The following is a 25,634-nucleotide window of genomic DNA, read 5'->3' as shown; positions in this document are numbered from 1 at the left end:
AAGGATGGAAAAAAGAAGGGAAATTTGATAAGATAGGAATATGGATTTTGAAAAAATTGAACAAGCTTATACGTATTTACTAGAGAATGTCCAAATTATCCAAAGTGATTTGGCGACCAACTTTTATGACGCCTTGGTGGAGCAAAACAGCATCTATCTGGATGGTGAGACTGAGCTAAATCAGGTCAAGGAGAATAATCAGGCCCTTAAGCGTTTAGCGCTTCGCAAGGAAGAATGGCTCAAGACCTACCAATTTCTCTTGATGAAGGCAGGGCAAACGGAGCCTTTACAGGCCAATCACCAGTTTACGCCGGACGCCATTGCTTTACTTTTGGTGTTTATCGTGGAAGAGCTGTTTAAAGAGGAGGAAATTTCTATCCTCGAAATGGGTTCTGGAATGGGAATTTTGGGCGCTACTTTCTTGACCTCGCTTGATAAAAAAGTGGATTACTTGGGAATGGAAGTGGATGATTTGCTGATTGATTTGGCAGCTAGTATGGCAGATGTGATTGGTTTGCAGGCTGGCTTTGTCCAAGGAGATGCCGTTCGTCCACAAATGCTCAAAGAAAGCGATGTGGTCATCAGCGACTTGCCTGTTGGCTATTATCCTGATGATGCCGTTGCAGCGCGTCATCAAGTTGCTTCTAGTCAAGAACATACCTACGCCCATCACTTGCTCATGGAACAAGGGATTAAGTACCTCAAATCAGATGGCTACGCTATTTTTCTAGCTCCGAGTGATTTGTTGACCAGTCCTCAAAGTGACTTGTTGAAAGGTTGGTTGAAAGAGGAGGCAAGTCTGACTGCCATGATTAGTTTGCCTGAAAATCTCTTTGCCAATGCCAAACAATCTAAGACCATTTTTATCCTACAGAAGAAAAATGAAATAACAGTAGATCCTTTTGTTTATCCTCTTGCTAGCTTACAAGATGCAAGTGTTTTAATGAAATTTAAAGAAAATTTTCAAAAATGGACTCAAGGTACTGAAATATAAAATAGATTTTGTTATAATAGATGAAAACGCTTAAAAAGGGGTATCATGTTATGACAAAAACAATTGCAATCAATGCGGGAAGTTCAAGTTTGAAATGGCAATTATACTTAATGCCAGAAGAAAAAGTATTGGCGAAAGGCTTGATTGAACGTATCGGTTTGAAAGATTCAATTTCAACTGTAAAATTTGACGGCTGTTCTGAACAACAAATTTTGGATATCGAAAATCATACACAAGCTGTTAAAATCTTATTGGATGACTTGATTCGTTTCGATATTATCAAGGATTATGACGAGATTACAGGTGTTGGACACCGTGTTGTTGCAGGTGGAGAATATTTCAAAGAATCAACAGTCGTTGAGGGAGATGTTTTAGAAAAAGTTGAAGAGTTGAGCTTGTTGGCTCCTCTCCACAATCCAGCCAATGCAGCAGGTGTTCGTGCCTTCAAGGAATTGTTGCCAGACATTACCAGTGTAGTTGTTTTTGATACTTCATTCCACACAACTATGCCAGAGAAAGCTTATCGCTACCCTCTACCAACAAAATATTACACAGAAAACAAGGTTCGTAAATATGGTGCCCACGGTACAAGTCACCAGTTTGTAGCAGGAGAAGCAGCAAAACTCTTGGGCCGTCCATTAGAGGACTTGAAATTGATTACTTGCCATATCGGTAATGGTGCTTCTATTACAGCTGTTAAGGGTGGTCAATCTGTCGATACTTCAATGGGATTCACTCCACTTGGTGGTGTGATGATGGGAACTCGTACAGGGGATATTGACCCAGCTATCATTCCTTACTTAATGCAATATACAGAGGACTTTAACACGCCTGAAGACATTAGTCACGTTCTTAATCGTGAATCAGGACTGATGGGGGTTTCAGGTAAATCTAGTGATATGCGTGATGTGATTGCTGCTATGGAAGAAGGGGACCACGATGCCACTTTGGCTTATGAAATGTATGTTGACCGTATCCAAAAACATATCGGCCAATACCTTGCGGTCCTAAATGGAGCAGATGCTATTATCTTCACAGCAGGTATCGGTGAAAATGCTGCAAACGTACGTGAAGATGTTATTTCAGGTATCTCTTGGTTTGGTTGTGATGTTGACCCAGAAAAGAACGTCTTTGGTGTGACAGGAGACATCTCAACAGAGGCAGCGAAAATCCGTGTCTTGGTTATTCCAACAGATGAAGAATTGGTCATTGCCCGTGACGTTGAACGCTTGAAAAAATAAGTAAAACTAGTAAAAATATTCCGTACAAGGAGTTGGAAAAGAGATTTTTCCAGCTTCTTTTTCTGATGGAAATGTCCAAAACCTTGCTATGATTGGCTTTTTTGAAAAATATGGTATAATAGTAGTAATTTAATAGATGGAGTTGAGTTTTGAAGAAAAACTTTCGTGTAAAAAGAGAGAAAGATTTTAAGGCGATTTTCAAGGAGGGGACAAGTTTTGCCAATCGCAAATTTGTTGTCTACCAATTAGAAAACCAGAAAAACCATTTTCGAGTAGGTCTATCAGTTAGCAAAAAGCTGGGGAATGCCGTCACTAGAAATCAAATTAAGCGACGGATTCGGCATATTATCCAGAATGCCAAAGGGAGTCTGGTAGAAGATGTCGACTTTGTTGTCATTGCTCGAAAAGGGGTCGAAACCTTGGGATACGCAGAGATGGAGAAAAATCTACTCCACGTATTAAAATTATCAAAGATTTACCAGGAAGGAAATGGGAGTGAAAAAGAAACTACAGTTGACTAGTTTGCTAGGACTGTCCCTATTGATCATGACAGCCTGTGCAACAAATGGGGCAACTAGCGATATTACAGCCGATTCGGCTGATTTTTGGAGTAAATTTGTTTACTTCTTTGCTGAAATCATTCGCTTTTTATCATTTGATATCAGTATCGGAGTGGGGATTATCCTCTTTACGGTCTTGATTCGTACACTGCTTTTGCCAGTCTTTCAAGTGCAAATGGTGGCTTCCAGAAAAATGCAGGAAGCTCAACCACGTATTAAGGCGCTTCGAGAACAATATCCAGGTCGAGATATGGAAAGTAGAACCAAGCTAGAGCAAGAAATGCGTAAAGTCTTTAAAGAAATGGGTGTCAGACAGTCAGATTCTCTTTGGCCGATTTTGATTCAGATGCCGGTTATCTTGGCCTTGTTCCAAGCTCTATCAAGAGTTGACTTTTTAAAGACAGGTCATTTCTTATGGATTAACCTTGGTGGTGTGGATACAACCCTTGTTCTTCCGATTTTAGCAGCTGTATTTACCTTTTTAAGTACTTGGTTGTCCAACAAGGCCTTGTCTGAGCGTAATGGCGCTACGACTGCGATGATGTATGGGATTCCAGTCTTGATCTTTATCTTTGCAGTTTATGCACCAGGTGGAGTCGCCCTATACTGGACAGTGTCCAATGCTTATCAAGTCTTGCAAACCTATTTCTTGAACAATCCATTCAAGATTATCGCAGAGCGCGAGGCGGTAGTTCAGGCACAGAAAGATTTGGAAAATAGAAAAAGAAAAGCCAAGAAAAAGGCTCAGAAAACGAAATAATAAGGAGGAATCTGGTAATGGTAGTATTTACAGGTTCAACTGTTGAAGAAGCAATCCAGAAAGGATTGAAAGAATTAGATATCCCAAGACTGAAGGCTCACATCAAAGTCATTTCTCGTGAAAAAAATGGCTTTCTTGGTTTATTTGGTAAAAAACCAGCTCAAGTTGATATTGAAGCTATTAGTGAAACAACGGTCATTAAAGCCAATCAACAAGCTGTAAAGGGCGTTCCTAAAGAAATTAATGAACAAAATGAACCAGTCAAAACGGTCAGTGAAGCAACCGTTGATTTGGGGCATGTGGTAGAAGCAATTAAAAAGATTGAAGAGGAAGGCCAAGGGGTTTCTGATGAAGTCAAGGCTGAAATTTTGAAAAATGAAAAACATGCTAACACCATTTTAGAAGAAACTGGACATATTGAGATTCTAAATGAATTACAACTTGAAGAAGCTGGTTTCGGGGAAGAAGTAGAAACTCCGATTGTTGAGAATCAAGCTGAACAAATTGAAAGTCAAGAATTAGAAAATTTGGGCTTAAAGGTGGAACCAAGCTTTGATATTGAACAAGTGGCTACGGAAGTAACGACTTATGTCCAAACAATCATTGATGATATGGACGTTGAGGCGACGATTTCAAATGACTACAACCGTCGTAGCATCAATCTACAAATTGATACTAATGAGCCAGGTCGTATTATCGGTTATCATGGTAAAGTCTTGAAGGCCTTGCAACTATTGGCTCAAAATTATCTTTACAACCGCTATTCAAGAACCTTCTACATCACAATCAATGTTAATGATTATGTCGAACACCGTGCAGAAGTATTGCAGACCTATGCGCAAAAATTGGCGACTCGTGTTTTAGAAGAAGGGCGCAGTCATCAAACAGATCCAATGTCAAATAGCGAACGCAAGATTATCCATCGTATTATTTCACGTATGGATGGCGTGACTAGTTACTCTGAAGGTGAGGAGCCAAATCGCTATGTCGTTGTAGATACAGAATAAACAAAATCAGGGTTATCCTGATTTTTTGCTAGCTGGAGGAGATTAAATTAATGTTGAATAAGATAAGAGACTATTTAGACTTTGCTGATTTGCAGTACCGTAATCCTGATAAGGCGGGAGCAGAGCGAGAGAAAATGCTGGAATTGCGCCACAAAGGCCAAGAGGCTCGAAAGGCTTTTACAGAACTGGCTAAAGCCTTTCAAGCAAGTCATCCAGAATGGCAACTCCAACAGACTAGCCAGTGGATGAATCAGGCGCAACGTTTACGACCACATTTTTGGGTTTATCTACAGAGAGACGGACAAGTAACAGAACCTATGTTGGCTCTTCGTTTGTATGGGACATCTACTGACTTTGGAATTTCCTTAGAGGTCAGTTTCATCGAGCGTAAGAAAGATGAGCGAACTCTAGGCAAGCAGGCCAAAGTTTTAAAAGTTCCAACCGTTGAAGGTGTTTATTATCTAGTCTACTCTGATGGTCAAAGTCAACGGTGGGAGGCGAACGAAGAAAATCGTCAAATTTTAAGAAATAAACTATCCAATCAGGAAGTCCGAAAAGTGTTAGTTAAAATAGATGTCCCTATAACAGAGAATTCATCTGAAGAAGAAATCGTAGAAGCCCTACTGAAATCTTATGATAAAATTCTTCCATTTTATCTAGCTACGAGAAACTAAGCTAATCATTAAAATATCATAAATCATACAGTCCAAGAGTGAACAGTCCGCTGTGTAATTCTTGGTCTTTTTGTTTGCGCTTTCAAATTATATAATAAACCTACAAAAACAATTCAAAAGGAGAACAATTATGGAAGTCATTTCAAGTGTTCTAAATTGGTTTTCTAGCAATATTTTGCAGAATCCCGCATTTTTCGTAGGTTTATTGGTGTTGATAGGATACGCACTTTTGAAAAAACCTGCCCACGACGTTTTCTCAGGGTTTGTTAAAGCAACAGTAGGGTATATGTTGCTCAATGTGGGTGCGGGTGGTTTGGTTACAACCTTCCGTCCGATCTTAGCAGCCCTTAACTACAAATTCCAAATTGGTGCAGCGGTTATCGACCCTTACTTTGGACTTGCTGCAGCAAACAACAAAATTGCAGCAGAGTTTCCAGATTTTGTTGGAACTGCAACTACAGCTCTATTGATTGGTTTCGGAATAAATATCTTGCTCGTAGCTCTTCGAAAGATTACGAAGGTAAGAACCCTCTTTATTACTGGTCACATCATGGTACAACAAGCTGCAACAGTATCTCTTATGGTTCTATTCTTAGTACCACAATTGCGCAATGCTTACGGTACAGCAGCGATTGGTATCATCTGTGGACTTTACTGGGCAGTTAGTTCAAATATGACTGTTGAGGCAACTCAACGCTTGACTGGTGGTGGCGGATTTGCGATTGGTCACCAACAGCAATTTGCAATCTGGTTTGTAGATAAAGTAGCAGGACGCTTTGGTAAGAAAGAAGAAAGTTTAGACAATCTTAAATTACCTAAGTTCCTCTCAATTTTCCACGATACAGTTGTTGCATCTGCTACCTTGATGCTCGTATTCTTCGGAGCCATTCTTTTAATCTTGGGTCCAGACATTATGTCTAATAAAGAAGTCATCACTTCAGGAACTCTATTTAATCCTGCTAAACAAGATTTCTTTATGTACATTATCCAAACAGCCTTTACCTTCTCAGTTTACTTGTTCGTTTTGATGCAAGGTGTCCGCATGTTCGTATCTGAGTTGACAAATGCCTTCCAAGGTATTTCAAACAAATTATTGCCAGGTTCATTCCCAGCGGTCGACGTTGCAGCTTCTTATGGATTTGGATCTCCAAACGCTGTCTTGTCTGGATTTGCCTTTGGTTTGATTGGTCAATTGATTACAATTGTCTTGCTCATCGTCTTTAAAAACCCTATCCTTATTATTACAGGATTTGTACCAGTATTCTTTGATAATGCAGCAATTGCAGTCTACGCTGATAAGCGTGGCGGATGGAAAGCAGCTGTTATCCTATCCTTCATCTCAGGCGTCCTCCAAGTTGCTCTAGGAGCTCTATGTGTAGCCCTTCTCGACTTAGCATCTTACGGTGGTTATCATGGGAATATTGACTTTGAATTCCCATGGCTTGGATTTGGATACATTTTCAAATATCTCGGTATTGTCGGTTATGTACTTGTATGTCTCTTCTTGCTTGTTATTCCTCAACTTCAATTTGCCAAAGCAAAAGATAAAGAGAAATATTACAACGGTGCAGTTCAAGAAGAAGCTTAGTATCTAGAAAAGGAGAAATAAAATGGTTAAAGTATTAGCAGCGTGCGGAAATGGAATGGGTTCATCAATGGTTATCAAGATGAAGGTTGAAAATGCTCTCCGTAAGCTTAATCAAACAGATTTTACAGTCAATTCATGCAGTGTCGGTGAAGCTAAAGGTTTAGCAGCAGGATATGACATCGTAATCGCTTCTCTTCATTTGATCCAAGAATTGGAAGGGCGAACTAATGGGAAGTTAATTGGGCTTGACAACTTGATGGATGATAAAGAAATCACTGAAAAACTCAGTCAAGCACTACAGTAAAAGGTTGGAGGGGGCTGGATAGAAACTGAGAGTCATCGTTTCTGTCCTTCTCCCTCTTTAAATAAAGGAGGCAGATATGAATTTAAAACAAGCTTTAATTGACAATGACTCGATCCGACTAGGTTTAGAAGCTAAAGACTGGAAAGAAGCAGTCAAGGTAGCAGTAGATCCCTTGATTGAAAGTGGAGCAATTTTGCCAGAGTATTACGATGCTATTATCGAATCGACTGAAGAGTATGGCCCATACTATATCTTAATGCCAGGTATGGCTATGCCCCATGCTAGACCTGAAGCTGGAGTGCAAAGAGATGCCTTTTCATTGATCACCTTACAAAATCCTGTTGTATTTTCAGATGGGAAAGAGGTATCTGTTTTGTTGGCACTAGCAGCAACAAGCTCAAAAATTCACACAAGTGTAGCCATTCCACAAATCATTGCCCTGTTTGAATTAGAAGATTCTATTGCACGTTTACAGGCTTGCCAGACTAAAGAAGATGTCTTGGCTATGATTGAAGAATCTAAGGATAGCCCTTATCTCGAAGGATTGGATTTGGAAAGTTAGAAAGAGGAATAAAGAAATGACAAAAAGAATACCTAATTTACAAGTTGCATTAGATCATTCAGACTTGCAAGGAGCGATTAAAGCAGCTGTTTCTGTTGGTCAGGAAGTAGATATTATCGAAGCTGGAACTGTTTGCTTATTACAAGTTGGAAGTGAACTGGTTGAAGTCTTGCGTAGCCTTTTCCCAGATAAGATTATTGTGGCAGACACAAAATGTGCTGATGCTGGTGGAACAGTTGCTAAAAATAATGCCGTTCGTGGAGCAGACTGGATGACTTGTATCTGTTGTGCAACCATCCCTACTATGGAAGCAGCTCTAAAGGCTATCAAGACTGAACGAGGAGAACGAGGCGAAATCCAGATCGAGCTTTATGGCGATTGGACTTTTGAACAAGCTCAGCTTTGGCTAGATGCAGGTATCTCACAAGCTATCTATCACCAATCTCGTGATGCCCTTCTTGCTGGTGAAACTTGGGGTGAAAAAGACCTTAATAAGGTTAAAAAACTCATTGACATGGGCTTCCGAGTTTCTGTAACAGGTGGTCTAGATGTAGATACTCTCAAACTCTTTGAAGGCGTTGATGTCTTTACCTTTATCGCAGGTCGTGGAATTACAGAAGCTGCGGATCCAGCAGGAGCAGCGCGTGCCTTCAAGGATGAAATCAGACGAATTTGGGGGTAAACCATGGCACGTCCAATTGGAATTTATGAAAAGGCAACCCCGACACACTTTACTTGGCTAGAACGTTTAAATTTTGCCAAGGAGTTAGGCTTTGATTTTGTCGAGATGTCTATTGATGAACGTGACGAGCGTTTAGCAAGACTGGACTGGAGCAAGGACGAGCGTTTGGAAGTTGTCAAAGCAATCTATAAAACTGGTGTTCGTATTCCTTCTATCTGTTTTTCAGGCCATCGTCGCTACCCATTGGGATCAAATGATCCAGTTCTAGAGGAAAAATCTCTAGAACTCATGAAAAAATGTATTGAATTAGCCCAAGACTTGGGAGTTCGTACTATTCAATTAGCTGGTTACGACGTTTATTATGAGGAAAAGTCACCCCAGACACGCCAACGTTTTATCAAAAATTTGAGAAAAGCTTGTGACTGGGCTGAAGAGGCTCAGGTGGTACTTGCTATTGAAATTATGGATGATCCTTTTATCAATAGTATCGAAAAATACTTGGCTGTAGAAAAGGATGTTGACTCTCCCTACCTTTTTGTATATCCAGATATTGGGAATGTGTCTGCATGGCATAATGATGTCTATAGTGAGTTCTATCTAGGTCACCATGCTATCACAGCTCTCCATCTCAAGGATACTTATGCAGTGACAGAAAGTTCAAAGGGGCAGTTCCGAGATGTACCTTTTGGGCAAGGTTGTGTCAAATGGGAAGAAGCTTTCGATATTTTAAAGCAAACCAATTATAATGGTCCTTTCCTAATCGAAATGTGGTCTGAAAATTGTGAAACTGTAGAAGAAACACGCGCAGCCATTCAAGAGGCGCAAGCTTTTCTCTATCCACTAATTAAGAAAGCAGGTTTGATGTAAGATGAATCAAGTAATTAATGCTATGCGTAAACGAGTCTGTGATGCCAATCAATCATTGCCAAAACATGGACTTGTCAAATTTACCTGGGGCAATGTATCGGAAGTCAATCGCGAACTCGGTGTCATTGTTATCAAACCATCAGGCGTAGATTATGACGAATTGACACCTGAAAACATGGTGGTGACTGATCTAGATGGTAAGGTCCTAGAAGGGGATTTAAGACCATCTTCTGATCTTCCAACTCATGTGCAGTTATATAAGGCTTGGTCAGAAATTGGTAGTGTGGTCCACACCCATTCGACAGAAGCAGTTGGTTGGGCTCAAGCTGGACGCGATATTCCTTTCTACGGAACAACCCATGCAGATTATTTCTACGGTTCAATCCCTTGCGCCCGTAGTTTGACCAAGGATGAAGTAGAAGTGGCCTATGAAAAAGATACTGGCCTAGTTATCGTAGAAGAGTTTGAACGTCGCGGACTTAACCCGGTTGAAGTACCAGGAATTGTTGTACGCAATCACGGTCCATTCACCTGGGGAAAAAATCCAGAGAATGCTGTCTATCACTCTGTTGTACTAGAGGAAGTGTCTAAGATGAATCGTTTCACAGAGCAAATCAATCCAAGAGTTGAACCTGCTCCCCAGTACATCCTAGAAAAGCACTACCAACGTAAGCATGGACCAAATGCTTATTACGGTCAAAAGAAATAAGAAATTGAATTGAAAAGAGGCTAGGACCTTTCGATCCAAGCCTCGCTTTTGTAATTGTAAGTATTCGTTATTAAGAGACTACTGTTGATAATTGAAATGCGTTAGTGAATGTGATACTATTATAAAGTTGTTTTCAAGGCAGTTGATTGATAGAGGAGTATGAAATATGGTACTGGATAAGGCAAGTTGTGATTTGCTTCAATATTTGATGGATCAAGAAACGTCCAAAACGATTATGGCGATTTCAAAAGATTTGAAAGAGTCAAGAAGGAAAATTTATTATCACATTGACAAAATCAATGCTGCTTTGGGTGACGAGGCGCTTCATATCATTAGTATTCCACGAATTGGTATTCACTTAACGGAAGAGCAGAGAGATGCTTGTTGTGAACTATTATCGGAAGTAGATTCGTACGATTATATCATGAGTGCGCATGAACGTATGATGATAATGTTACTATGGATAGGTATTTCTAAAGAACGTATTACGATTGAAAAATTGATGGAGTTAACAGAGGTGTCTAGGAATACTGTTCTCAATGATTTGAATAGTATTCGTTATCAACTAACTTTGGAACAATATCAGGTGACCTTGCAAGTGAGCAAGTCACAGGGATACCATCTTCATGCCCACCCTCTTAATAAAATTCAGTATCTTCAATCGCTTCTATATCATATTTTTATGGAAGAAAATGCCACTTTTGTATCTATTTTAGAAGATAAGATGAAAGAGAGGTTAGATGGTGAGTGTTTGCTTTCTGTTGAAATGAACCAATTTTTTAAGGAACAGGTTCCTTTAGTTGAACAAGATTTAGGGAAGAAAATAAATCATCATGAAGTAACTTTTATGTTGCAGGTTCTACCTTATTTGCTGTTAAGCTGTCATAATGTTGAACAGTATCAAGAAAGACATCAGGATATAGAGAAAGAATTTTCTTTGATAAGAAAAAGAATAGAGTATCAGGTGTCTAAGAAATTAGGAGAACGGTTGTTTCAAAAGTTTGAAATTTCTTTGTCAGAACTTGAAGTTTCTCTTGTAGCTGTTCTTCTCCTCTCCTATCGTAAAGATTTGGATATTCATGCAGAAAGTGATGATTTTCGGCAGTTAAAACTTGCTTTAGAAGAATTCATCTGGTATTTTGAATCACAAATCCGAATGGAGATTGAGAACAAGGATGATTTGTTAAGAAATTTGATGATCCACTGTAAAGCCTTGTTATTTAGAAAGACTTACGGTATTTTTTCTAAAAATCCTCTAACAAAACAAATTCGATCCAAGTATGGAGAATTATTTTTAGTCACTAGAAAATCTGCGGAAATTTTAGAAGGAGCATGGTTTATTCGGCTAACAGACGATGATATTGCCTATTTGACGATTCATATTGGAGGATTTTTAAAGTATACACCATCGTCTCAAAAAAATATGAAAAAAGTTTATCTCGTTTGTGATGAAGGTGTTGCGGTTTCGAGACTTTTGCTGAAACAATGCAAACTTTATTTTCCAAATGAGCAAATTGGCACTGTATTTACAACAGAACAATTTAAGAGTGTGGAAGATATTGCACAAGTTGATGTAGTGATTACTACTAATGATGATTTGGATAGCAGATTTCCGATTTTAAGGGTTAATCCTATCCTTGAAGCAGAAGATATTTTGAAAATGCTAGACTATCTTAAACACAATATATTTCGTAATGAGAGCAAAAGTTTCAGTGAAAATCTTTCTAGTCTTATTTCGTCTTATATTGTAGACAGTAAGTTGGCTAGTAAGTTCCAAGAAGAGGTTCAAACACTTATAAATCAAGAAATAGTAGTTCAAGCTTTTTTGGAAGATATTTGAAGGACAGTCCAATGATGAACACAAACCTGTGTTTTTCTTGGTCTTTTTTAGTGTTTTGAAGGATGGTATACTAATCTCAAAGATAACAATTATATCCAAAGGAGGCAACATATGCCAAATGTCAAAGAAATTACAAGAGAGTCATGGATTTTAGCTACTTTCCCAGAGTGGGGAACATGGTTGAACGAAGAAATCGAAGAAGAAGTCGTACCTGAAGGCAATTTTGCCATGTGGTGGCTAGGCAACTGTGGTACTTGGATTAAGACACCAGGTGGTGCTAACGTTGTCATGGACCTTTGGTCAAACCGTGGAAAATCAACCAAAAAAGTGAAAGATATGGTTCGTGGGCACCAAATGGCAAATATGGCAGGTGTTCGTAAGTTGCAACCAAACTTGCGTGTTCAGCCGATGGTTATCGATCCATTTTCTATCAACGAACTAGATTATTACTTAGTTTCACACTTCCATAGTGATCATATCGACCCATACACAGCTGCAGCAATTCTCAACAATCCTAAGTTAGAGCATGTTAAGTTTATCGGTCCTTACCACTGTGGACGAATCTGGGAAGGATGGGGTGTTCCAAAAGAACGTATCATCGTTGTTAAACCAGGTGACACTATCGAATTAAAAGATATGAAGATTCATGCAGTAGAATCATTTGACCGTACTTGCTTGGTAACTCTCCCAGTGAACGGTGCTGATGAGACAGGCGGTGAACTTGCTGGCTTAGCTGTTACAGATGAAGAAATGGCTCAAAAGGCTGTTAACTATATCTTTGAAACACCAGGTGGAACTATCTATCATGGTGCAGATTCTCACTTCTCAAACTATTTTGCAAAACATGGTAAAGACTTTAAAATTGATGTTGCTTTGAATAACTATGGTGAAAATCCGGTAGGTATCCAAGATAAAATGACATCTATCGACCTTCTTCGTATGGCAGAAAATCTGCGTACCAAAGTCATTATCCCAGTTCACTATGATATCTGGTCTAACTTCATGGCTTCTACTAATGAGATTCTAGAACTTTGGAAAATGAGAAAAGATCGCTTGCAATACGATTTCCATCCATTTATCTGGGAAGTCGGCGGTAAGTACACTTATCCTCAAGATCAACACTTAGTAGAATACCATCATCCACGTGGTTTTGATGATTGTTTTGAACAAGACTCTAACATTCAATTTAAAGCTTTGCTATAATATAAAAATATTCTTTGGAGGTTATCCGTATGTTGCATGATACGGATAATTTTCATATAATAGTAAAATAGAATGTGTGATTCAATAATCACCTCAAATAGAAAGGAAATTCTATGTCAAATCTATCTGTTAATGCAATTCGTTTCCTAGGTATTGACGCTATCAACAAAGCCAACTCAGGTCACCCAGGTGTGGTTATGGGAGCAGCTCCGATGGCTTACAGCCTCTTTACAAAACAACTTCGTATCAATCCAGCTCAACCAAACTGGATCAACCGCGACCGCTTTATTCTTTCAGCAGGTCATGGTTCAATGCTTCTTTATGCCCTTCTTCACCTTTCTGGTTTTGAAGATGTTAGTATGGATGAGATCAAGAGCTTCCGTCAGTGGGGTTCAAAAACACCAGGTCACCCAGAATTTGGTCATACAGCAGGGATTGATGCTACAACAGGTCCTCTAGGGCAAGGTATTTCAACTGCCACTGGTTTTGCCCAGGCAGAACGTTTCTTGGCAGCTAAGTATAACCGTGAAGGCTACAATATCTTTGACCACTATACTTACGTTATCTGTGGAGATGGAGACTTGATGGAAGGTGTCTCAAGCGAGGCAGCTTCATACGCAGGTTTGCAAAAACTAGACAAGTTGGTTGTTCTTTATGATTCAAATGACATCAACTTGGATGGTGAGACAAAGGATTCCTTTACAGAAAGCGTTCGTGACCGTTACAATGCCTATGGTTGGCATACTGCCTTGGTTGAAGATGGAACAGACTTGGAAGCAATCCATGCTGCTATCGAAACAGCAAAAGCTTCAGGCAAACCATCATTGATTGAAGTGAAGACTGTTATTGGATACGGTTCTCCAAACAAACAAGGAACCAATGCCGTACATGGTGCCCCTCTTGGAGCAGATGAGACTGCAGCAACTCGTCAAGCTCTCGGTTGGGACTATGAACCATTTGAAATCCCAGAACAAGTTTATGCTGATTTCAAAGAACATGTTGCAGACCGTGGTGCATCAGCTTATGAAGCTTGGACAAAATTAGTTGCTGACTATAAAGAAGCGCATCCAGAATTGGCTGCAGAAGTAGAAGCCATTATTGATGGATGTGATCCAGTTGAAGTGACTCCAGCAGACTTCCCAGCATTAGAAAATGGCTTCTCTCAAGCAACTCGTAATTCAAGCCAAGATGCTTTGAATGTTGTAGCTGCTAAGTTGCCAACTTTCTTGGGTGGATCAGCTGACCTAGCTCACTCAAACATGACTTATATCAAGACTGACGGACTTCAAGACGATGCTAATCGCTTGAACCGTAACATTCAGTTTGGTGTTCGTGAATTTGCAATGGGAACGATCTTGAACGGGATGGCCCTTCACGGTGGACTTCGTGTATACGGTGGAACTTTCTTCGTCTTCTCTGACTATGTGAAGGCAGCTGTCCGCTTGTCAGCTTTGCAAGGTCTTCCTGTGACTTATGTCTTTACCCACGATTCAATCGCGGTTGGGGAAGACGGTCCAACGCACGAACCAGTTGAGCATTTAGCAGGTCTTCGTGCTATGCCAAATCTAAATGTTTTCCGTCCAGCAGATGCGCGTGAAACGCAAGCAGCTTGGTACCTTGCAGTGACAAGCGAAAAAACACCAACTGCCCTTGTATTGACACGTCAAAACTTGACTGTTGAAGAAGGAACAGACTTCGACAAGGTTGCAAAAGGTGCTTATGTTGTCTATGAAAATGCAGCAGACTTTGATACCATCTTGATTGCGACAGGTTCAGAGGTTAATCTTGCTGTCTCAGCTGCCAAAGAATTGGCTAGTCAAGGTGCAAAAGTCCGCGTAGTCAGCATGCCATCTACAGATGTCTTTGATAAACAAGATGTGGCTTACAAGGAAGAAATTCTTCCAAATGAAGTTCGCCGTCGTGTTGCAGTCGAAATGGGTGCAACTCAAAACTGGTACAAATATGTTGGTCTTGATGGTGCCGTTCTAGGTATTGATACCTTCGGAGCCTCTGCCCCAGCACCAAAAGTATTGGCAGAATATGGCTTTACTGTTGAAAATCTTGTAAAAGTCGTTCAAAACTTGAAATAATCCTAAAAATCAGGGCGCAAGCTCTGGTTTTTCTTACTAGAAAAGCAAGGTACAATCTTGTAAAAGTAGCTGAAATTTGATATAGTAGTCCTATGTAAAAGACAAAGGAGAAGAAAATGAATCCAAATTATACATTTTTAATTATGCTTGTAGCGATGTTTGCCTTGATGTTCTTTATGCAACGCTCTCAAAAGAAACAAGCACAAAAACGTATGGAAAGCTTAAATAAACTACAAAAAGGCTATGAAGTGATTACAATCGGTGGGCTTTACGGGACAGTCGATGAAGTAGATACTGAGAAGAGAACGATTGTTCTTGATGTAGATGGAGTTTACTTGACTTTTGAACTAGCTGCTATCAAGACAGTATTACCGCTGAAAGAAACAGCTTCACTCGAAGGTGCAATTGAAAAATAAGACGGGATTATTAACTCCCGTTTTTCTGTAAAAGAAAGGAAATGGGATGAAAAAACTAGTCTTTGTCTGTTTGGGAAATATTTGTCGCAGCCCTATGGCCGAGTTTGTTATGAAATCAATGACAGATAATTATGAAATCCAAAGTCGAGCGACTTCCTCTTGGGAACATGGTAATTCGATTCATAAGGGAACTCAAGGGATTTTTCAACAGTATCAGATTCCTTATGATAAAGGCAAGACATCGCTTCAGATTAGTAAGGAAGATTTTGAAGCCTTTGATTATATTATCGGTATGGATGCTTCAAATGTTTCTGACTTACGTCAGATGTGTCCAGCAGACTGTAAAGATAAGATTTACTCATTCGCGTCTGAAAGTGTTCCAGATCCTTGGTATACAGGAGATTTTGAGGAAACCTATCAGCGTGTTCAAGAGGGTTGTCAAGCTTGGTTAGAACGTTTAGAAAAGGGGAGTGAAGATGGGAAATCTTAAGAATTTTTACGACAAGTATCGTGTCTATCTGACTCGTCCACGTTTAGAGATTTTGGCAGTAGTTACGATTGTTTTTTGTGCTGTACTCGTCTTTTTTCTAAATATTCCCGGAAAAGGCGTTCTAAAGCTTGATAATGGAACGATTGTTTACGATGGCAGTCTTGTACGTGGTAAAATGAATGGCCAAGGTACCATTACTTTCCAAAATGGGGACCAGTATACTGGTGGTTTCAACAATGGAGCCTTCAACGGAAAAGGTACCTTTCAATCTAAAGAAGGCTGGACCTACGAAGGTGATTTTGTAAATGGTCAGGCTGAAGGAAAAGGGAAACTAACAACAGAACAAGAAGTTGTTTATGAAGGGACTTTTAAACAAGGCGTTTTTCAACAAAAATAAAGCCTCCTTATCAAAGGAGGTATTGTTAGCATCTAAAAGTAAGCGCTTACTAGAAAATCTATCTCTTTCCAAGCTCCTCTTCCAATCAAGCTTGTGAAATAAAAAATATTTGAAATTGATTTCACAAACTCTAACGGAAAAACTTGATAAGTAAAGAAAATGATAAAAAATTCACAAACAATAAAAAATTCTTTGTGAAATGTTTATGAAACTGTTTACAAAGTTGAAATAATGCGTTATAATAAGCTTGTGAAAAAATTAACAAAGGATATCGATCCTTGAAAGCTATGGAGGAAAATATGGCTGATAAAAAAACTGTGACACCAGAGGAAAAGAAACTCGCTGCTGAAAAGCATGTTGATGGATTGGTGCAAAAAGCTCTAGTTGCCCTTGAAGAAATGCGTAAATTGGATCAAGAGCAAGTTGACTACATCGTTGCTAAAGCATCAGTAGCAGCTTTGGATGCCCACGGAGAATTGGCTTTACATGCCTTTGAAGAAACAGGACGTGGTGTATTTGAAGATAAAGCAACTAAGAACTTGTTTGCTTGTGAACACGTAGTAAACAACATGCGTCACACTAAGACAGTTGGCGTTATCGAAGAAGACGATGTAACAGGTTTGACTCTTATCGCAGAACCAGTTGGTGTTGTCTGTGGTATCACTCCAACAACAAACCCAACATCAACAGCAATCTTCAAATCATTGATTTCATTGAAGACACGTAACCCAATCGTCTTTGCTTTCCATCCATCAGCACAAGAATCATCTGCTCATGCAGCTCGTATCGTTCGCGATGCAGCTATCGCAGCTGGAGCTCCTGAAAACTGCGTACAGTGGATCACTGAACCATCTATGGAAGCAACAAGTGCCCTTATGAACCACGAAGGTGTTGCAACAATCCTTGCAACAGGTGGTAATGCCATGGTTAAAGCTGCATACTCATGTGGTAAACCAGCTCTTGGGGTAGGTGCCGGAAACGTTCCAGCTTATGTTGAAAAATCAGCAAACATCCGTCAAGCAGCACACGATATCGTTATGTCTAAATCATTTGATAATGGTATGGTCTGTGCATCTGAACAAGCGGTTATCATTGATAAAGAAATTTATGATGAATTTGTAGCAGAGTTCAAATCATATCACACTTACTTTGTAAACAAAAAAGAAAAAGCACTTCTTGAAGAATTCTGCTTCGGCGTGAAAGCAAATAGCAAAAACTGTGCTGGTGCAAAATTGAACGCTGACATCGTTGGTAAACCAGCAACCTGGATTGCAGAACAAGCAGGATTTACAGTTCCAGAAGGAACAAACATTCTTGCTGCAGAATGTAAAGAAGTTGGCGAAAATGAGCCATTGACTCGTGAAAAATTATCACCAGTTATCGCAGTTTTGAAATCTGAAAGCCGTGAAGATGGTATTACTAAGGCTCGTCAAATGGTTGAATTTAACGGTCTTGGCCACTCAGCAGCTATCCACACAGCTGATGAAGAATTGACTAAAGAATTTGGTAAAGCTGTTAAAGCTATTCGTGTTATCTGTAACTCACCTTCTACTTTCGGTGGTATCGGGGACGTTTACAATGCCTTCTTGCCATCATTGACACTTGGATGTGGTTCTTACGGACGCAACTCAGTTGGGGATAACGTTAGTGCCATTAACCTCTTGAATATCAAAAAAGTCGGAAGACGGAGAAATAACATGCAATGGATGAAACTTCCTTCAAAAACATACTTTGAACGTGATTCAATTCAATACCTTCAAAAATGTCGTGACGTTGAACGTGTCATGATCGTTACTGACCATGCCATGGTAGAGCTTGGTTTCCTTGATCGTATCATCGAGCAACTTGATCTTCGTCGCAATAAGGTTGTTTACCAAATCTTTGCTGATGTAGAACCAGATCCAGATATCACAACTGTAAACCGTGGTACTGAGATTATGCGTGCCTTCAAACCAGATACAATCATTGCTCTTGGTGGTGGATCTCCAATGGATGCTGCTAAAGTAATGTGGCTCTTCTACGAACAACCAGAAGTGGACTTCCGTGACCTTGTTCAAAAATTCATGGATATCCGTAAACGTGCCTTCAAATTCCCATTACTTGGTAAGAAGACTAAATTCATCGCAATCCCAACAACATCTGGTACAGGATCTGAAGTAACACCATTTGCCGTTATCTCTGATAAAGCAAACAACCGCAAATACCCAATCGCTGACTACTCATTGACACCAACTGTGGCAATCGTAGACCCTGCCTTGGTATTGACAGTTCCTGGAGTTGTTGCTGCGGACACTGGTATGGACGTATTGACTCACGCGACTGAAGCTTACGTATCACAAATGGCTAGCGACTACACTGACGGACTTGCACTTCAAGCCATCAAGCTTGTATTCGAAAACCTTGAAAGCTCAGTTAAGAATGCAGACTTCCACTCACGCGAGAAAATGCATAACGCTTCAACAATCGCTGGTATGGCCTTTGCCAATGCCTTCCTAGGTATTTCTCACTCAATGGCTCATAAGATTGGTGCGCAATTCCACACAATTCACGGTCGTACAAATGCTATCTTGCTTCCATACGTCATCCGCTACAACGGTACACGTCCAGCTAAGACAGCAACATGGCCTAAGTACAACTACTACCGTGCAGATGAAAAATACCAAGATATCGCACGCATGCTTGGACTTCCAGCTTCTACTCCAGAAGAAGGTGTGGAGTCTTACGCAAAAGCTGTCTACGAACTTGGTGAGCGCGTAGGTATCCAAATGAACTTCAAAGCACAAGGTATCGACGAAAAAGAATGGAAAGAACATTCACGTGAATTAGCCTTCCTTGCTTACGAAGACCAATGTTCACCAGCTAACCCACGCCTTCCAATGGTTGACCATATGCAAGAAATCATCGAAGATTCTTACTATGGCTACAAAGAAAGACCAGGACGCCGTAAATAATTGTTATCAGCCTAGAGGCAGGAGTTATCCTGTCTCTTTTCTTGTGGAATTGGAAGATTGAAAATAATTTTTAGCTTTTCTATTTTCACTTTAAAAGGAAATCGGTAAATGACTAGGTAGATAAAGAAAGACAGCAGTATAGGCTTTCAAAGGAGAAAGAAAAATAAGTGGGGTATAGACAAAAAACAATGCCCGTACTTGCAATTAAACTTAAATAGTTATATAATAGGTTTGTTGAAAGGTGATTTGTAGTGATTCAAGTTACTCTTTTCACAATAAAAATTTCATGATTTTCATAAGGAGGAAATCACTAATGGTAGTTAAAGTTGGTATTAACGGTTTCGGACGTATCGGTCGTCTTGCTTTCCGTCGTATCCAAAACGTAGAAGGTGTTGAAGTTACACGCATCAACGACCTTACAGATCCAGTTATGCTTGCACACTTGTTGAAATACGACACAACTCAAGGTCGTTTCGACGGTACTGTTGAAGTTAAAGAAGGTGGATTCGAAGTTAACGGTAAATTCGTTAAAGTTTCTGCTGAACGTGATCCAGAACAAATCGACTGGGCTACTGACGGTGTAGAAATCGTTCTTGAAGCTACTGGTTTCTTTGCTAAGAAAGAAGCAGCTGAAAAACACCTTAAAGGTGGAGCTAAAAAAGTTGTTATCACTGCTCCTGGTGGAAACGACGTTAAAACAGTTGTATTCAACACTAACCACGACGTTCTTGACGGTACTGAAACAGTTATCTCAGGTGCTTCATGTACTACAAACTGCTTGGCTCCAATGGCTAAAGCTCTTCAAGACAACTTTGGTGTTGTTGAAGGATTGATGACTACTATCCACGCTTACACTGGTGACCAAATGATCCTTGACGGACCACACCGTGGTGGTGACCTTCGCCGTGCTCGCGCTGGTGCTGTAAACATCGTTCCTAACTCAACTGGTGCTGCAAAAGCTATCGGTCTTGTAATCCCAGAATTGAACGGTAAATTGGACGGAGCTGCTCAACGTGTTCCTGTTCCAGCAGGTTCTGTAACTGAGTTGGTAGCAGTTCTTGAAAAGAACGTTACTGTTGACGAAGTGAACGCAGCTATGAAAGCAGCTTCAAACGAATCATACGGATACACTGAAGATCCAATCGTATCTTCAGATATCCTAGGTATGTCTTACGGTTCATTGTTTGACGCAACTCAAACTAAAGTTCTTGACGTTGACGGTAAACAATTGGTTAAAGTTGTATCATGGTACGACAACGAAATGTCATACACTGCACAACTTGTTCGTACTCTTGAATACTTCGCAAAAATCGCTAAATAATTCATGAGTCGATAAAAAGCAAGGCCTCTTGGTCTTGCTTTTCTTATATGGAAAAATGGATGACGCAATCATCCATTCTTTTTTAATTCTTTTTCGAAAGTATCTGAGAGGATAGTGAAGCTTAATTTCTCTAATGTAAGCGGATGGGTAAAGGACAGTCGAAAGGCGTGGAGCATAAGCCGACTTGTTTTTGATTTACTATTATAGAGAGGGTCGCCTAAAATAGGGAAATTATGATGCGAAAGGTGCACACGAATTTGATGTGTTCGACCTGTCTTTAGCTTGCAACGAACCAAGGAAGTTTTATTTGGAAATTGCTTTAATCTGCTTACATGCGTTTCAGCATATTGCCCATTTTTTGTATCAACTACTCGTTTTCTGCGGTCATGGCGATCACGCCCGATTTTGTCTTTGAAAACAAGTTCTTTGCTGTTGATATATCCGTCGACCTGTGCCCAATATTCCCTAGAAATCTCTTTTTTCTCCAGTAAGCGATTGAGAATAGGCAGGATAAAAGGATTTTTGGCAAAGAGAACCAAGCCACTGGTTTCCATGTCTAGACGATGAACGACATAGCAGGTTTGGCCAACATAGGCACTGACATGGTTAAGAAGGGCGATTTCGTTTGGCTGATTACCATGCGTTTTCATCCCCTCTGGTTTGTTTACAATAACTAAGTGTTGATCTTGATAAACTTCCTGAACTAAGTCTGGGTTGCCCCAAGGAATTTCTTTTTCGGGATAATCTTCCTCGTCAAAAGTCAATTGGCAAACATCTCCAGGATTTACCGTCTCGTTCCAATGAACTTCTCGCTGATTAATCAAAATGTGTTTCTTGATTCTCAAAAAATGCCGGATTTTTCTAGGGATGAGGAGTTGTTCCTCAAGTAATTGCTTTACCGTCATTTGAGGTAGAGAGTCTGGTAATGTAAATGTGAATTTCATACAGATATTGTAACAAAAAAAGCCCTATTTGGATAGGAAATAGCTAAATTCTTGTCTTCCTATGATGAAGATGATAAAATAAACGCATGAAATTAGATAAATTATTCGAGAAATTTCTTTCTCTTTTTAAAAAAGAAACAAGTGAACTAGAGGACTCTGATTCTACTAGCTTGCGTCGTTCTCGCAGTGATCGAAAAAAATTAGCCCAAGTGGGTCCGATTCGAAAATTCTGGCGTCGTTATCATCTAACAAAGATTGTCCTTATACTAGGTTTGAGTGCAGGCTTGCTAGTTGGAACCTATTTGTTTGCTGTAGCTAAGTCAACCAATGTTAACGATTTGCAAAATGCCTTGAAAACTCGGACTATCATTTTTGACCGTGAAGAAAAGGAGGCTGGTGCCTTGTCTGGTCAAAAAGGAACTTATGTTGAATTGACTGATATCAGTAAAAATTTGCAGAATGCCGTTATTGCGACAGAAGACCGCTCTTTTTATAAAAATGACGGGATTAACTATGGTCGTTTCTTCTTGGCTATTGTCACTGCTGGTCGTTCAGGTGGTGGCTCTACTATTACCCAACAGCTGGCTAAAAATGCCTATCTGTCGCAGGATCAAACTGTTGAGAGAAAAGCGAAAGAATTTTTCTTGGCTTTAGAATTAACAAAAAAATATAGCAAAGATCAAATTCTAACCATGTACCTAAACAACGCTTATTTTGGAAATGGTGTGTGGGGGGTAGAAGATGCGAGTAAGAAATACTTTGGAGTATCTGCATCAGAAGTGAGTCTGGATCAAGCTGCTACTCTAGCAGGCATGCTCAAAGGGCCGGAGCTGTATAATCCCTTGAATTCTGTAGAAGATTCTACTAATCGTCGTGATACTGTCTTGCAAAATATGCTTGCAGCGGGTTACATTGATAAAAACCAAGAAACCGAAGCTGCAGGAGTTGATATGACTTCGCAATTGCATGATAAGTATGAAGGGAAAATTTCAGATTACCGTTACCCCTCTTATTTTGACGCGGTGGTTAATGAAGCTGTTTCTAAGTATAATCTAACTGAGGAAGAAATCGTAAATAATGGCTACCGCATTTATACAGAGTTGGATCAAAACTACCAAGCAAATATGCAGGTTGTCTATGAAAATACAGCGCTATTTCCGAGAGCAGAGGATGGAACATTTGCACAATCAGGAAGTGTGGCTCTTGAACCGAAAACAGGGGGAGTTCGTGGGGTTGTCGGTCAGGTTGCTGGCAATGATAAAACTGGATTCCGGAATTTCAACTATGCAACTCAATCAAAACGTAGCCCTGGTTCTACAATTAAGCCTTTAGTTGTTTATACGCCGGCAGTTGAAGCAGGTTGGGCTTTGAATAAGCAGTTGGATAACCATACCATGCAGTATGACAGCTATAAGGTTGATAACTATGCAGGGATCAAAACGAGTCGAGAAGTTCCTATGTATCAAGCCCTGGCAGAATCGCTTAATCTACCTGCTGTGGCCACTGTTAATGATTTGGGCGTTGATAAGGCTTTTGAGGCGGGCGAGAAATTCGGACTCAACATGGAAAAGGTCGATCGTGTTCTTGGTGTCGCCTTGGGAAGCGGTGTTGAAACCAACCCTCTTCAAATGGCTCAAGCGTATGCTGCCTTTGCAAATGAAGGTTTAATGCCGGAAGCTCATTTTATTAGTAGAATTGAAAATGCTAGTGGTCAGGTTATTGCGAGCCATAAAAATTCACAAAAACGGGTGATTGATAAGTCTGTAGCTGACAAGATGACCAGTATGATGTTGGGAACATTTACAAACGGAACAGGTATTAGTTCATCTCCTGCAGATTATGTCATGGCAGGAAAAACTGGTACAACTGAAGCTGTTTTTAATCCGGAATACACAAGTGACCAGTGGGTGATTGGTTATACTCCGGATGTAGTGATTAGTCACTGGCTTGGTTTCCCTACCACTGATGAGAGCCACTATCTAGCAGGATCTACTTCAAACGGTGCAGCCCATGTCTTTAGAAACATTGCAAATACCATTTTACCTTATACGCCAGGAAGTACCTTTACAGTTGAAAATGCTTATAAGCAAAATGGAATTGCACCAGCCAATACAAGAAATCAAGTACAGAGTAATGAAGAAAATCAGGCGGATAATAGCCTTTCTGATATTAGAAGTCGTGCACAAAATCTGGTAGATGAGGCTAGCCGTGCCATCTCGGATGCTAAAATTAAGGAAAAAGCTCAAACGATATGGGATTCGGTAGTCAATCTATTTCGTTAAGATGCTTGTCAAAGCCTGGCTTTCTTGTTATAATAGATAAGATGGAGGCGTTATGGCACTAAAAAAAGCAAGCCTAGCTTGTGCGGTTTGTGGTTCGAGAAACTATTCAATCAAGATCAGCGGAAACCCCAAGCCAACACGACTAGAAGTAAATAAATTTTGTAAACATTGTGGTAAGTACACTACACACAGAGAAACGAGATAGGAGAGAGCGATGCGTTTTATTGGAGATATTTTTAGACTTCTTAAAGACACAACATGGCCAACTCGCAAGGAAAGCTGGAGAGATTTTCGTTCTATCATGGAATACACTGCTTTCTTTGTTGTGATTATTTATATTTTTGACAAGTTGATTGTTTCAGGTTTGATTCGATTTATTAACATTTTTTAGAAGACCTGTGGAGTTATTCACGCTAGAAATCTTCTATTATGAAAGGAAGTATCATGGATAGTTTTGATAAAGGATGGTTTGTCTTACAAACCTATTCTGGTTATGAAAATAAGGTAAAAGAAAATCTATTGCAACGTGCACAAACCTACAATATGTTGGATAATATTTTACGTGTTGAAATTCCAACACAAACAGTGCAAGTTGAAAAAAATGGAAAGAGAAAAGAAGTAGAAGAGAATCGCTTTCCAGGTTATGTTCTTGTAGAAATGGTGATGACAGATGAAGCTTGGTTTGTTGTTCGAAACACACCAAACGTTACAGGATTCGTCGGATCTCACGGAAATAGATCAAAACCAACTCCATTATTGGAACAAGAAATTCGTGATATCTTGGTTTCTATGGGACAAACTGTACAAGAGTTTGATATCGATGTTGAAGTTGGTCAAACTGTACGTATTATTGATGGTGCTTTTGCAGACTACACTGGTAAGATTACAGAAATTGATAATAACAAAGTGAAAATGATTATCTCTATGTTTGGTAATGACACAGTTGCAGAAGTAAACCTAAACCAAATCGCAGAATTATAACCCAAAGAGAGGCAAGACCTCTCTTTTTTGTGCAGTTGAGGAGCTAAAGGGTGCAGAATGGATGAAATGTGCCAAAAGTGTTTCTGAATCTGATAGACTGTACACAGAAAGGGGAAGATTATGCTTAAAGAATTGTATGAAGAAGTCAAGGGAATTGTATATAAGTGTAGAAATGAATATTACCTCCATTTATGGGAATTATCAGATTGGGACCAAGAGGGAATGATCTGCTTACATGAATTGATTAGTAGAGAAGAAGGACTTGTGGAAGATATACCACGCTTACGTAAATATTTCAAAACTAAGTTCCGAAATCGGATTCTAGACTATATCCGTAAGCAAGAAAGTCAAAAACGAAGATATGATAAAGAACCCTATGAAGAAGTGGGTGAGATAAGTCATCGTATAAGTGAGGGAGGTCTGTGGCTAGATGATTATTATCTCTTTCATGAAACCCTAAGAGATTATAGAAGCAAACAAAATAAAGAAAAACAAGAAGAGTTAGAACGCGTCTTAAGCAATGAACGCTTCCGAGGTCGTCAAAGAGTATTAAGAGACTTACGTATTGTGTTTAAAGAGTTTGACATCCGTACCCACTAGGAAGTCATTCAAAAAAAGTTAAAAAAGTTTTAAAAAAGTAGTTGACAAAGTTTAAAAAGTGGGTATAATAGTAAGAGTTGAAAATAACAACTCTGGTCCGTTGGTCAAGGGGTTAAGACACCGCCTTTTCACGGCGGTAACACGGGTTCGAATCCCGTACGGACTATAGTA

26 protein-coding genes and 1 tRNA gene are annotated in these 25,634 nt (G+C 39.7%); 26 read left to right on the top strand and 1 reads right to left on the bottom strand.

The annotated features are described in order from the left end of the window. Positions 1-40: 40 nt before the first annotated feature. The 20 genes from M1F55_RS08215 to gap all read left to right on the top strand — a co-directional run bounded on the left by M1F55_RS08215 (position 41) and on the right by gap (position 20,656). On the top strand, positions 41-994 hold the full coding sequence (locus M1F55_RS08215) for a class I SAM-dependent methyltransferase (protein WP_247947649.1): 954 nt from the start codon (positions 41-43) through the stop codon (positions 992-994). Between the two features lie 50 nt (positions 995-1,044). Further along, complete coding sequence (locus M1F55_RS08210; protein ID WP_247947648.1) at positions 1,045-2,235, top strand: acetate kinase; 1,191 nt, start codon at positions 1,045-1,047, stop codon at positions 2,233-2,235. 149 nt (positions 2,236-2,384) lie between these two features. Beyond that, a complete protein-coding gene (gene rnpA, locus M1F55_RS08205) occupies positions 2,385-2,756 on the top strand; it encodes a ribonuclease P protein component (RefSeq protein ID WP_000739245.1) in 372 nt (123 codons plus the stop codon). Then, positions 2,731-3,555 (top strand): membrane protein insertase YidC, encoded by an 825-nt coding sequence (locus tag M1F55_RS08200; RefSeq protein WP_025172897.1) that lies wholly within the window; start codon positions 2,731-2,733, stop codon positions 3,553-3,555. The genes rnpA and M1F55_RS08200 overlap by 26 nt, the downstream gene beginning before the upstream one ends. A gap of 17 nt (positions 3,556-3,572) precedes the next feature. Next, entirely contained in the window at positions 3,573-4,562 is a 990-nt protein-coding gene (gene jag, locus M1F55_RS08195; protein WP_247947647.1) for an RNA-binding cell elongation regulator Jag/EloR, read from the top strand. Between the two features lie 50 nt (positions 4,563-4,612). Then, on the top strand, positions 4,613-5,236 hold the full coding sequence (locus M1F55_RS08190) for a hypothetical protein (RefSeq protein WP_000932629.1): 624 nt from the start codon (positions 4,613-4,615) through the stop codon (positions 5,234-5,236). 130 nt (positions 5,237-5,366) lie between these two features. Further along, complete coding sequence (locus M1F55_RS08185) at positions 5,367-6,824, top strand: PTS ascorbate transporter subunit IIC (protein WP_000452074.1); 1,458 nt, start codon at positions 5,367-5,369, stop codon at positions 6,822-6,824. Positions 6,825-6,846: 22 nt separating this feature from the next. Continuing rightward, complete coding sequence (locus M1F55_RS08180) at positions 6,847-7,128, top strand: PTS sugar transporter subunit IIB (protein WP_000241466.1); 282 nt, start codon at positions 6,847-6,849, stop codon at positions 7,126-7,128. A gap of 76 nt (positions 7,129-7,204) precedes the next feature. Further along, positions 7,205-7,690, top strand: a complete 486-nt coding sequence (locus M1F55_RS08175) for a PTS sugar transporter subunit IIA (protein ID WP_001049925.1) — start codon at positions 7,205-7,207, stop codon at positions 7,688-7,690. A 16-nt stretch (positions 7,691-7,706) separates the two neighbouring features. Next, entirely contained in the window at positions 7,707-8,372 is a 666-nt protein-coding gene (locus M1F55_RS08170) for a 3-keto-L-gulonate-6-phosphate decarboxylase UlaD (RefSeq protein ID WP_000166737.1), read from the top strand. 3 nt (positions 8,373-8,375) lie between these two features. Then, positions 8,376-9,239, top strand: coding sequence for an L-ribulose-5-phosphate 3-epimerase (locus M1F55_RS08165; RefSeq protein WP_023947936.1), 864 nt, complete (start codon positions 8,376-8,378; stop codon positions 9,237-9,239). Position 9,240: 1 nt separating this feature from the next. Then, positions 9,241-9,948 carry an L-ribulose-5-phosphate 4-epimerase gene (locus tag M1F55_RS08160; RefSeq protein WP_049523963.1) on the top strand — a complete coding sequence of 236 codons (708 nt, stop codon included), beginning with the start codon at positions 9,241-9,243 and terminating at the stop codon, positions 9,946-9,948. Positions 9,949-10,114: 166 nt separating this feature from the next. Continuing rightward, a complete protein-coding gene (locus tag M1F55_RS08155) occupies positions 10,115-11,788 on the top strand; it encodes a BglG family transcription antiterminator (protein WP_000242091.1) in 1,674 nt (557 codons plus the stop codon). A gap of 111 nt (positions 11,789-11,899) precedes the next feature. Then, positions 11,900-12,991, top strand: a complete 1,092-nt coding sequence (gene ulaG / locus M1F55_RS08150) for an L-ascorbate 6-phosphate lactonase (RefSeq protein WP_247947646.1) — start codon at positions 11,900-11,902, stop codon at positions 12,989-12,991. Positions 12,992-13,104: 113 nt separating this feature from the next. Then, positions 13,105-15,081: a transketolase gene (gene tkt, locus M1F55_RS08145; RefSeq protein ID WP_247947645.1), complete on the top strand. Its 1,977-nt coding sequence runs from the start codon at positions 13,105-13,107 to the stop codon at positions 15,079-15,081. 116 nt (positions 15,082-15,197) lie between these two features. After that, positions 15,198-15,497, top strand: coding sequence for a preprotein translocase subunit YajC (gene yajC, locus M1F55_RS08140; protein ID WP_004257425.1), 300 nt, complete (start codon positions 15,198-15,200; stop codon positions 15,495-15,497). Between the two features lie 46 nt (positions 15,498-15,543). After that, positions 15,544-15,987 carry a low molecular weight protein-tyrosine-phosphatase gene (locus tag M1F55_RS08135; RefSeq protein WP_247947644.1) on the top strand — a complete coding sequence of 148 codons (444 nt, stop codon included), beginning with the start codon at positions 15,544-15,546 and terminating at the stop codon, positions 15,985-15,987. Beyond that, positions 15,974-16,384 carry an MORN repeat-containing protein gene (locus M1F55_RS08130; protein ID WP_247947643.1) on the top strand — a complete coding sequence of 137 codons (411 nt, stop codon included), beginning with the start codon at positions 15,974-15,976 and terminating at the stop codon, positions 16,382-16,384. Before M1F55_RS08135 ends, M1F55_RS08130 begins: the two co-directional genes overlap by 14 nt. A gap of 299 nt (positions 16,385-16,683) precedes the next feature. Further along, positions 16,684-19,335, top strand: a complete 2,652-nt coding sequence (gene adhE / locus M1F55_RS08125; RefSeq protein WP_247947642.1) for a bifunctional acetaldehyde-CoA/alcohol dehydrogenase — start codon at positions 16,684-16,686, stop codon at positions 19,333-19,335. Between the two features lie 313 nt (positions 19,336-19,648). Next, positions 19,649-20,656 (top strand): type I glyceraldehyde-3-phosphate dehydrogenase, encoded by a 1,008-nt coding sequence (gap, locus tag M1F55_RS08120; protein WP_000260686.1) that lies wholly within the window; start codon positions 19,649-19,651, stop codon positions 20,654-20,656. 68 nt (positions 20,657-20,724) lie between these two features. Here the strand turns inward: gap and M1F55_RS08115 are convergent, their stop codons facing one another. Next, positions 20,725-21,600 carry an RluA family pseudouridine synthase gene (locus tag M1F55_RS08115; RefSeq protein ID WP_345772940.1) on the bottom strand — a complete coding sequence of 292 codons (876 nt, stop codon included), beginning with the start codon at positions 21,598-21,600 and terminating at the stop codon, positions 20,725-20,727. An 86-nt stretch (positions 21,601-21,686) separates the two neighbouring features. Between M1F55_RS08115 and pbp2a the strand changes: the two genes are divergently transcribed. The 6 genes from pbp2a (at position 21,687) to M1F55_RS08085 (ending at position 25,629) form a co-directional block, all read left to right on the top strand. Next, entirely contained in the window at positions 21,687-23,882 is a 2,196-nt protein-coding gene (pbp2a, locus tag M1F55_RS08110) for a penicillin-binding protein PBP2A (RefSeq protein ID WP_247947641.1), read from the top strand. 52 nt (positions 23,883-23,934) lie between these two features. After that, positions 23,935-24,087: a 50S ribosomal protein L33 gene (rpmG, locus tag M1F55_RS08105; RefSeq protein WP_001809375.1), complete on the top strand. Its 153-nt coding sequence runs from the start codon at positions 23,935-23,937 to the stop codon at positions 24,085-24,087. A gap of 9 nt (positions 24,088-24,096) precedes the next feature. Beyond that, the gene (gene secE / locus M1F55_RS08100) at positions 24,097-24,273 is read left to right on the top strand and encodes a preprotein translocase subunit SecE (protein WP_001210990.1); all 177 of its coding nucleotides are present in this window, start codon (positions 24,097-24,099) and stop codon (positions 24,271-24,273) included. A gap of 53 nt (positions 24,274-24,326) precedes the next feature. Then, positions 24,327-24,863: a transcription termination/antitermination protein NusG gene (gene nusG / locus M1F55_RS08095; RefSeq protein WP_000376740.1), complete on the top strand. Its 537-nt coding sequence runs from the start codon at positions 24,327-24,329 to the stop codon at positions 24,861-24,863. Positions 24,864-24,983: 120 nt separating this feature from the next. Next, positions 24,984-25,463, top strand: coding sequence for a sigma-70 RNA polymerase sigma factor region 4 domain-containing protein (locus M1F55_RS08090; protein ID WP_247947640.1), 480 nt, complete (start codon positions 24,984-24,986; stop codon positions 25,461-25,463). Positions 25,464-25,557: 94 nt separating this feature from the next. Further along, positions 25,558-25,629: transfer RNA gene (locus M1F55_RS08085), tRNA-Glu, on the top strand. Positions 25,630-25,634: the final 5 nt, after the last annotated feature.

Origin of the sequence: Streptococcus mitis, assembly GCF_023109235.1 — a bacterium.
Taxonomy (GTDB): domain Bacteria; phylum Bacillota; class Bacilli; order Lactobacillales; family Streptococcaceae; genus Streptococcus; species Streptococcus mitis_DA.
This window is presented reverse-complemented; position numbering and strand designations above follow the sequence as displayed.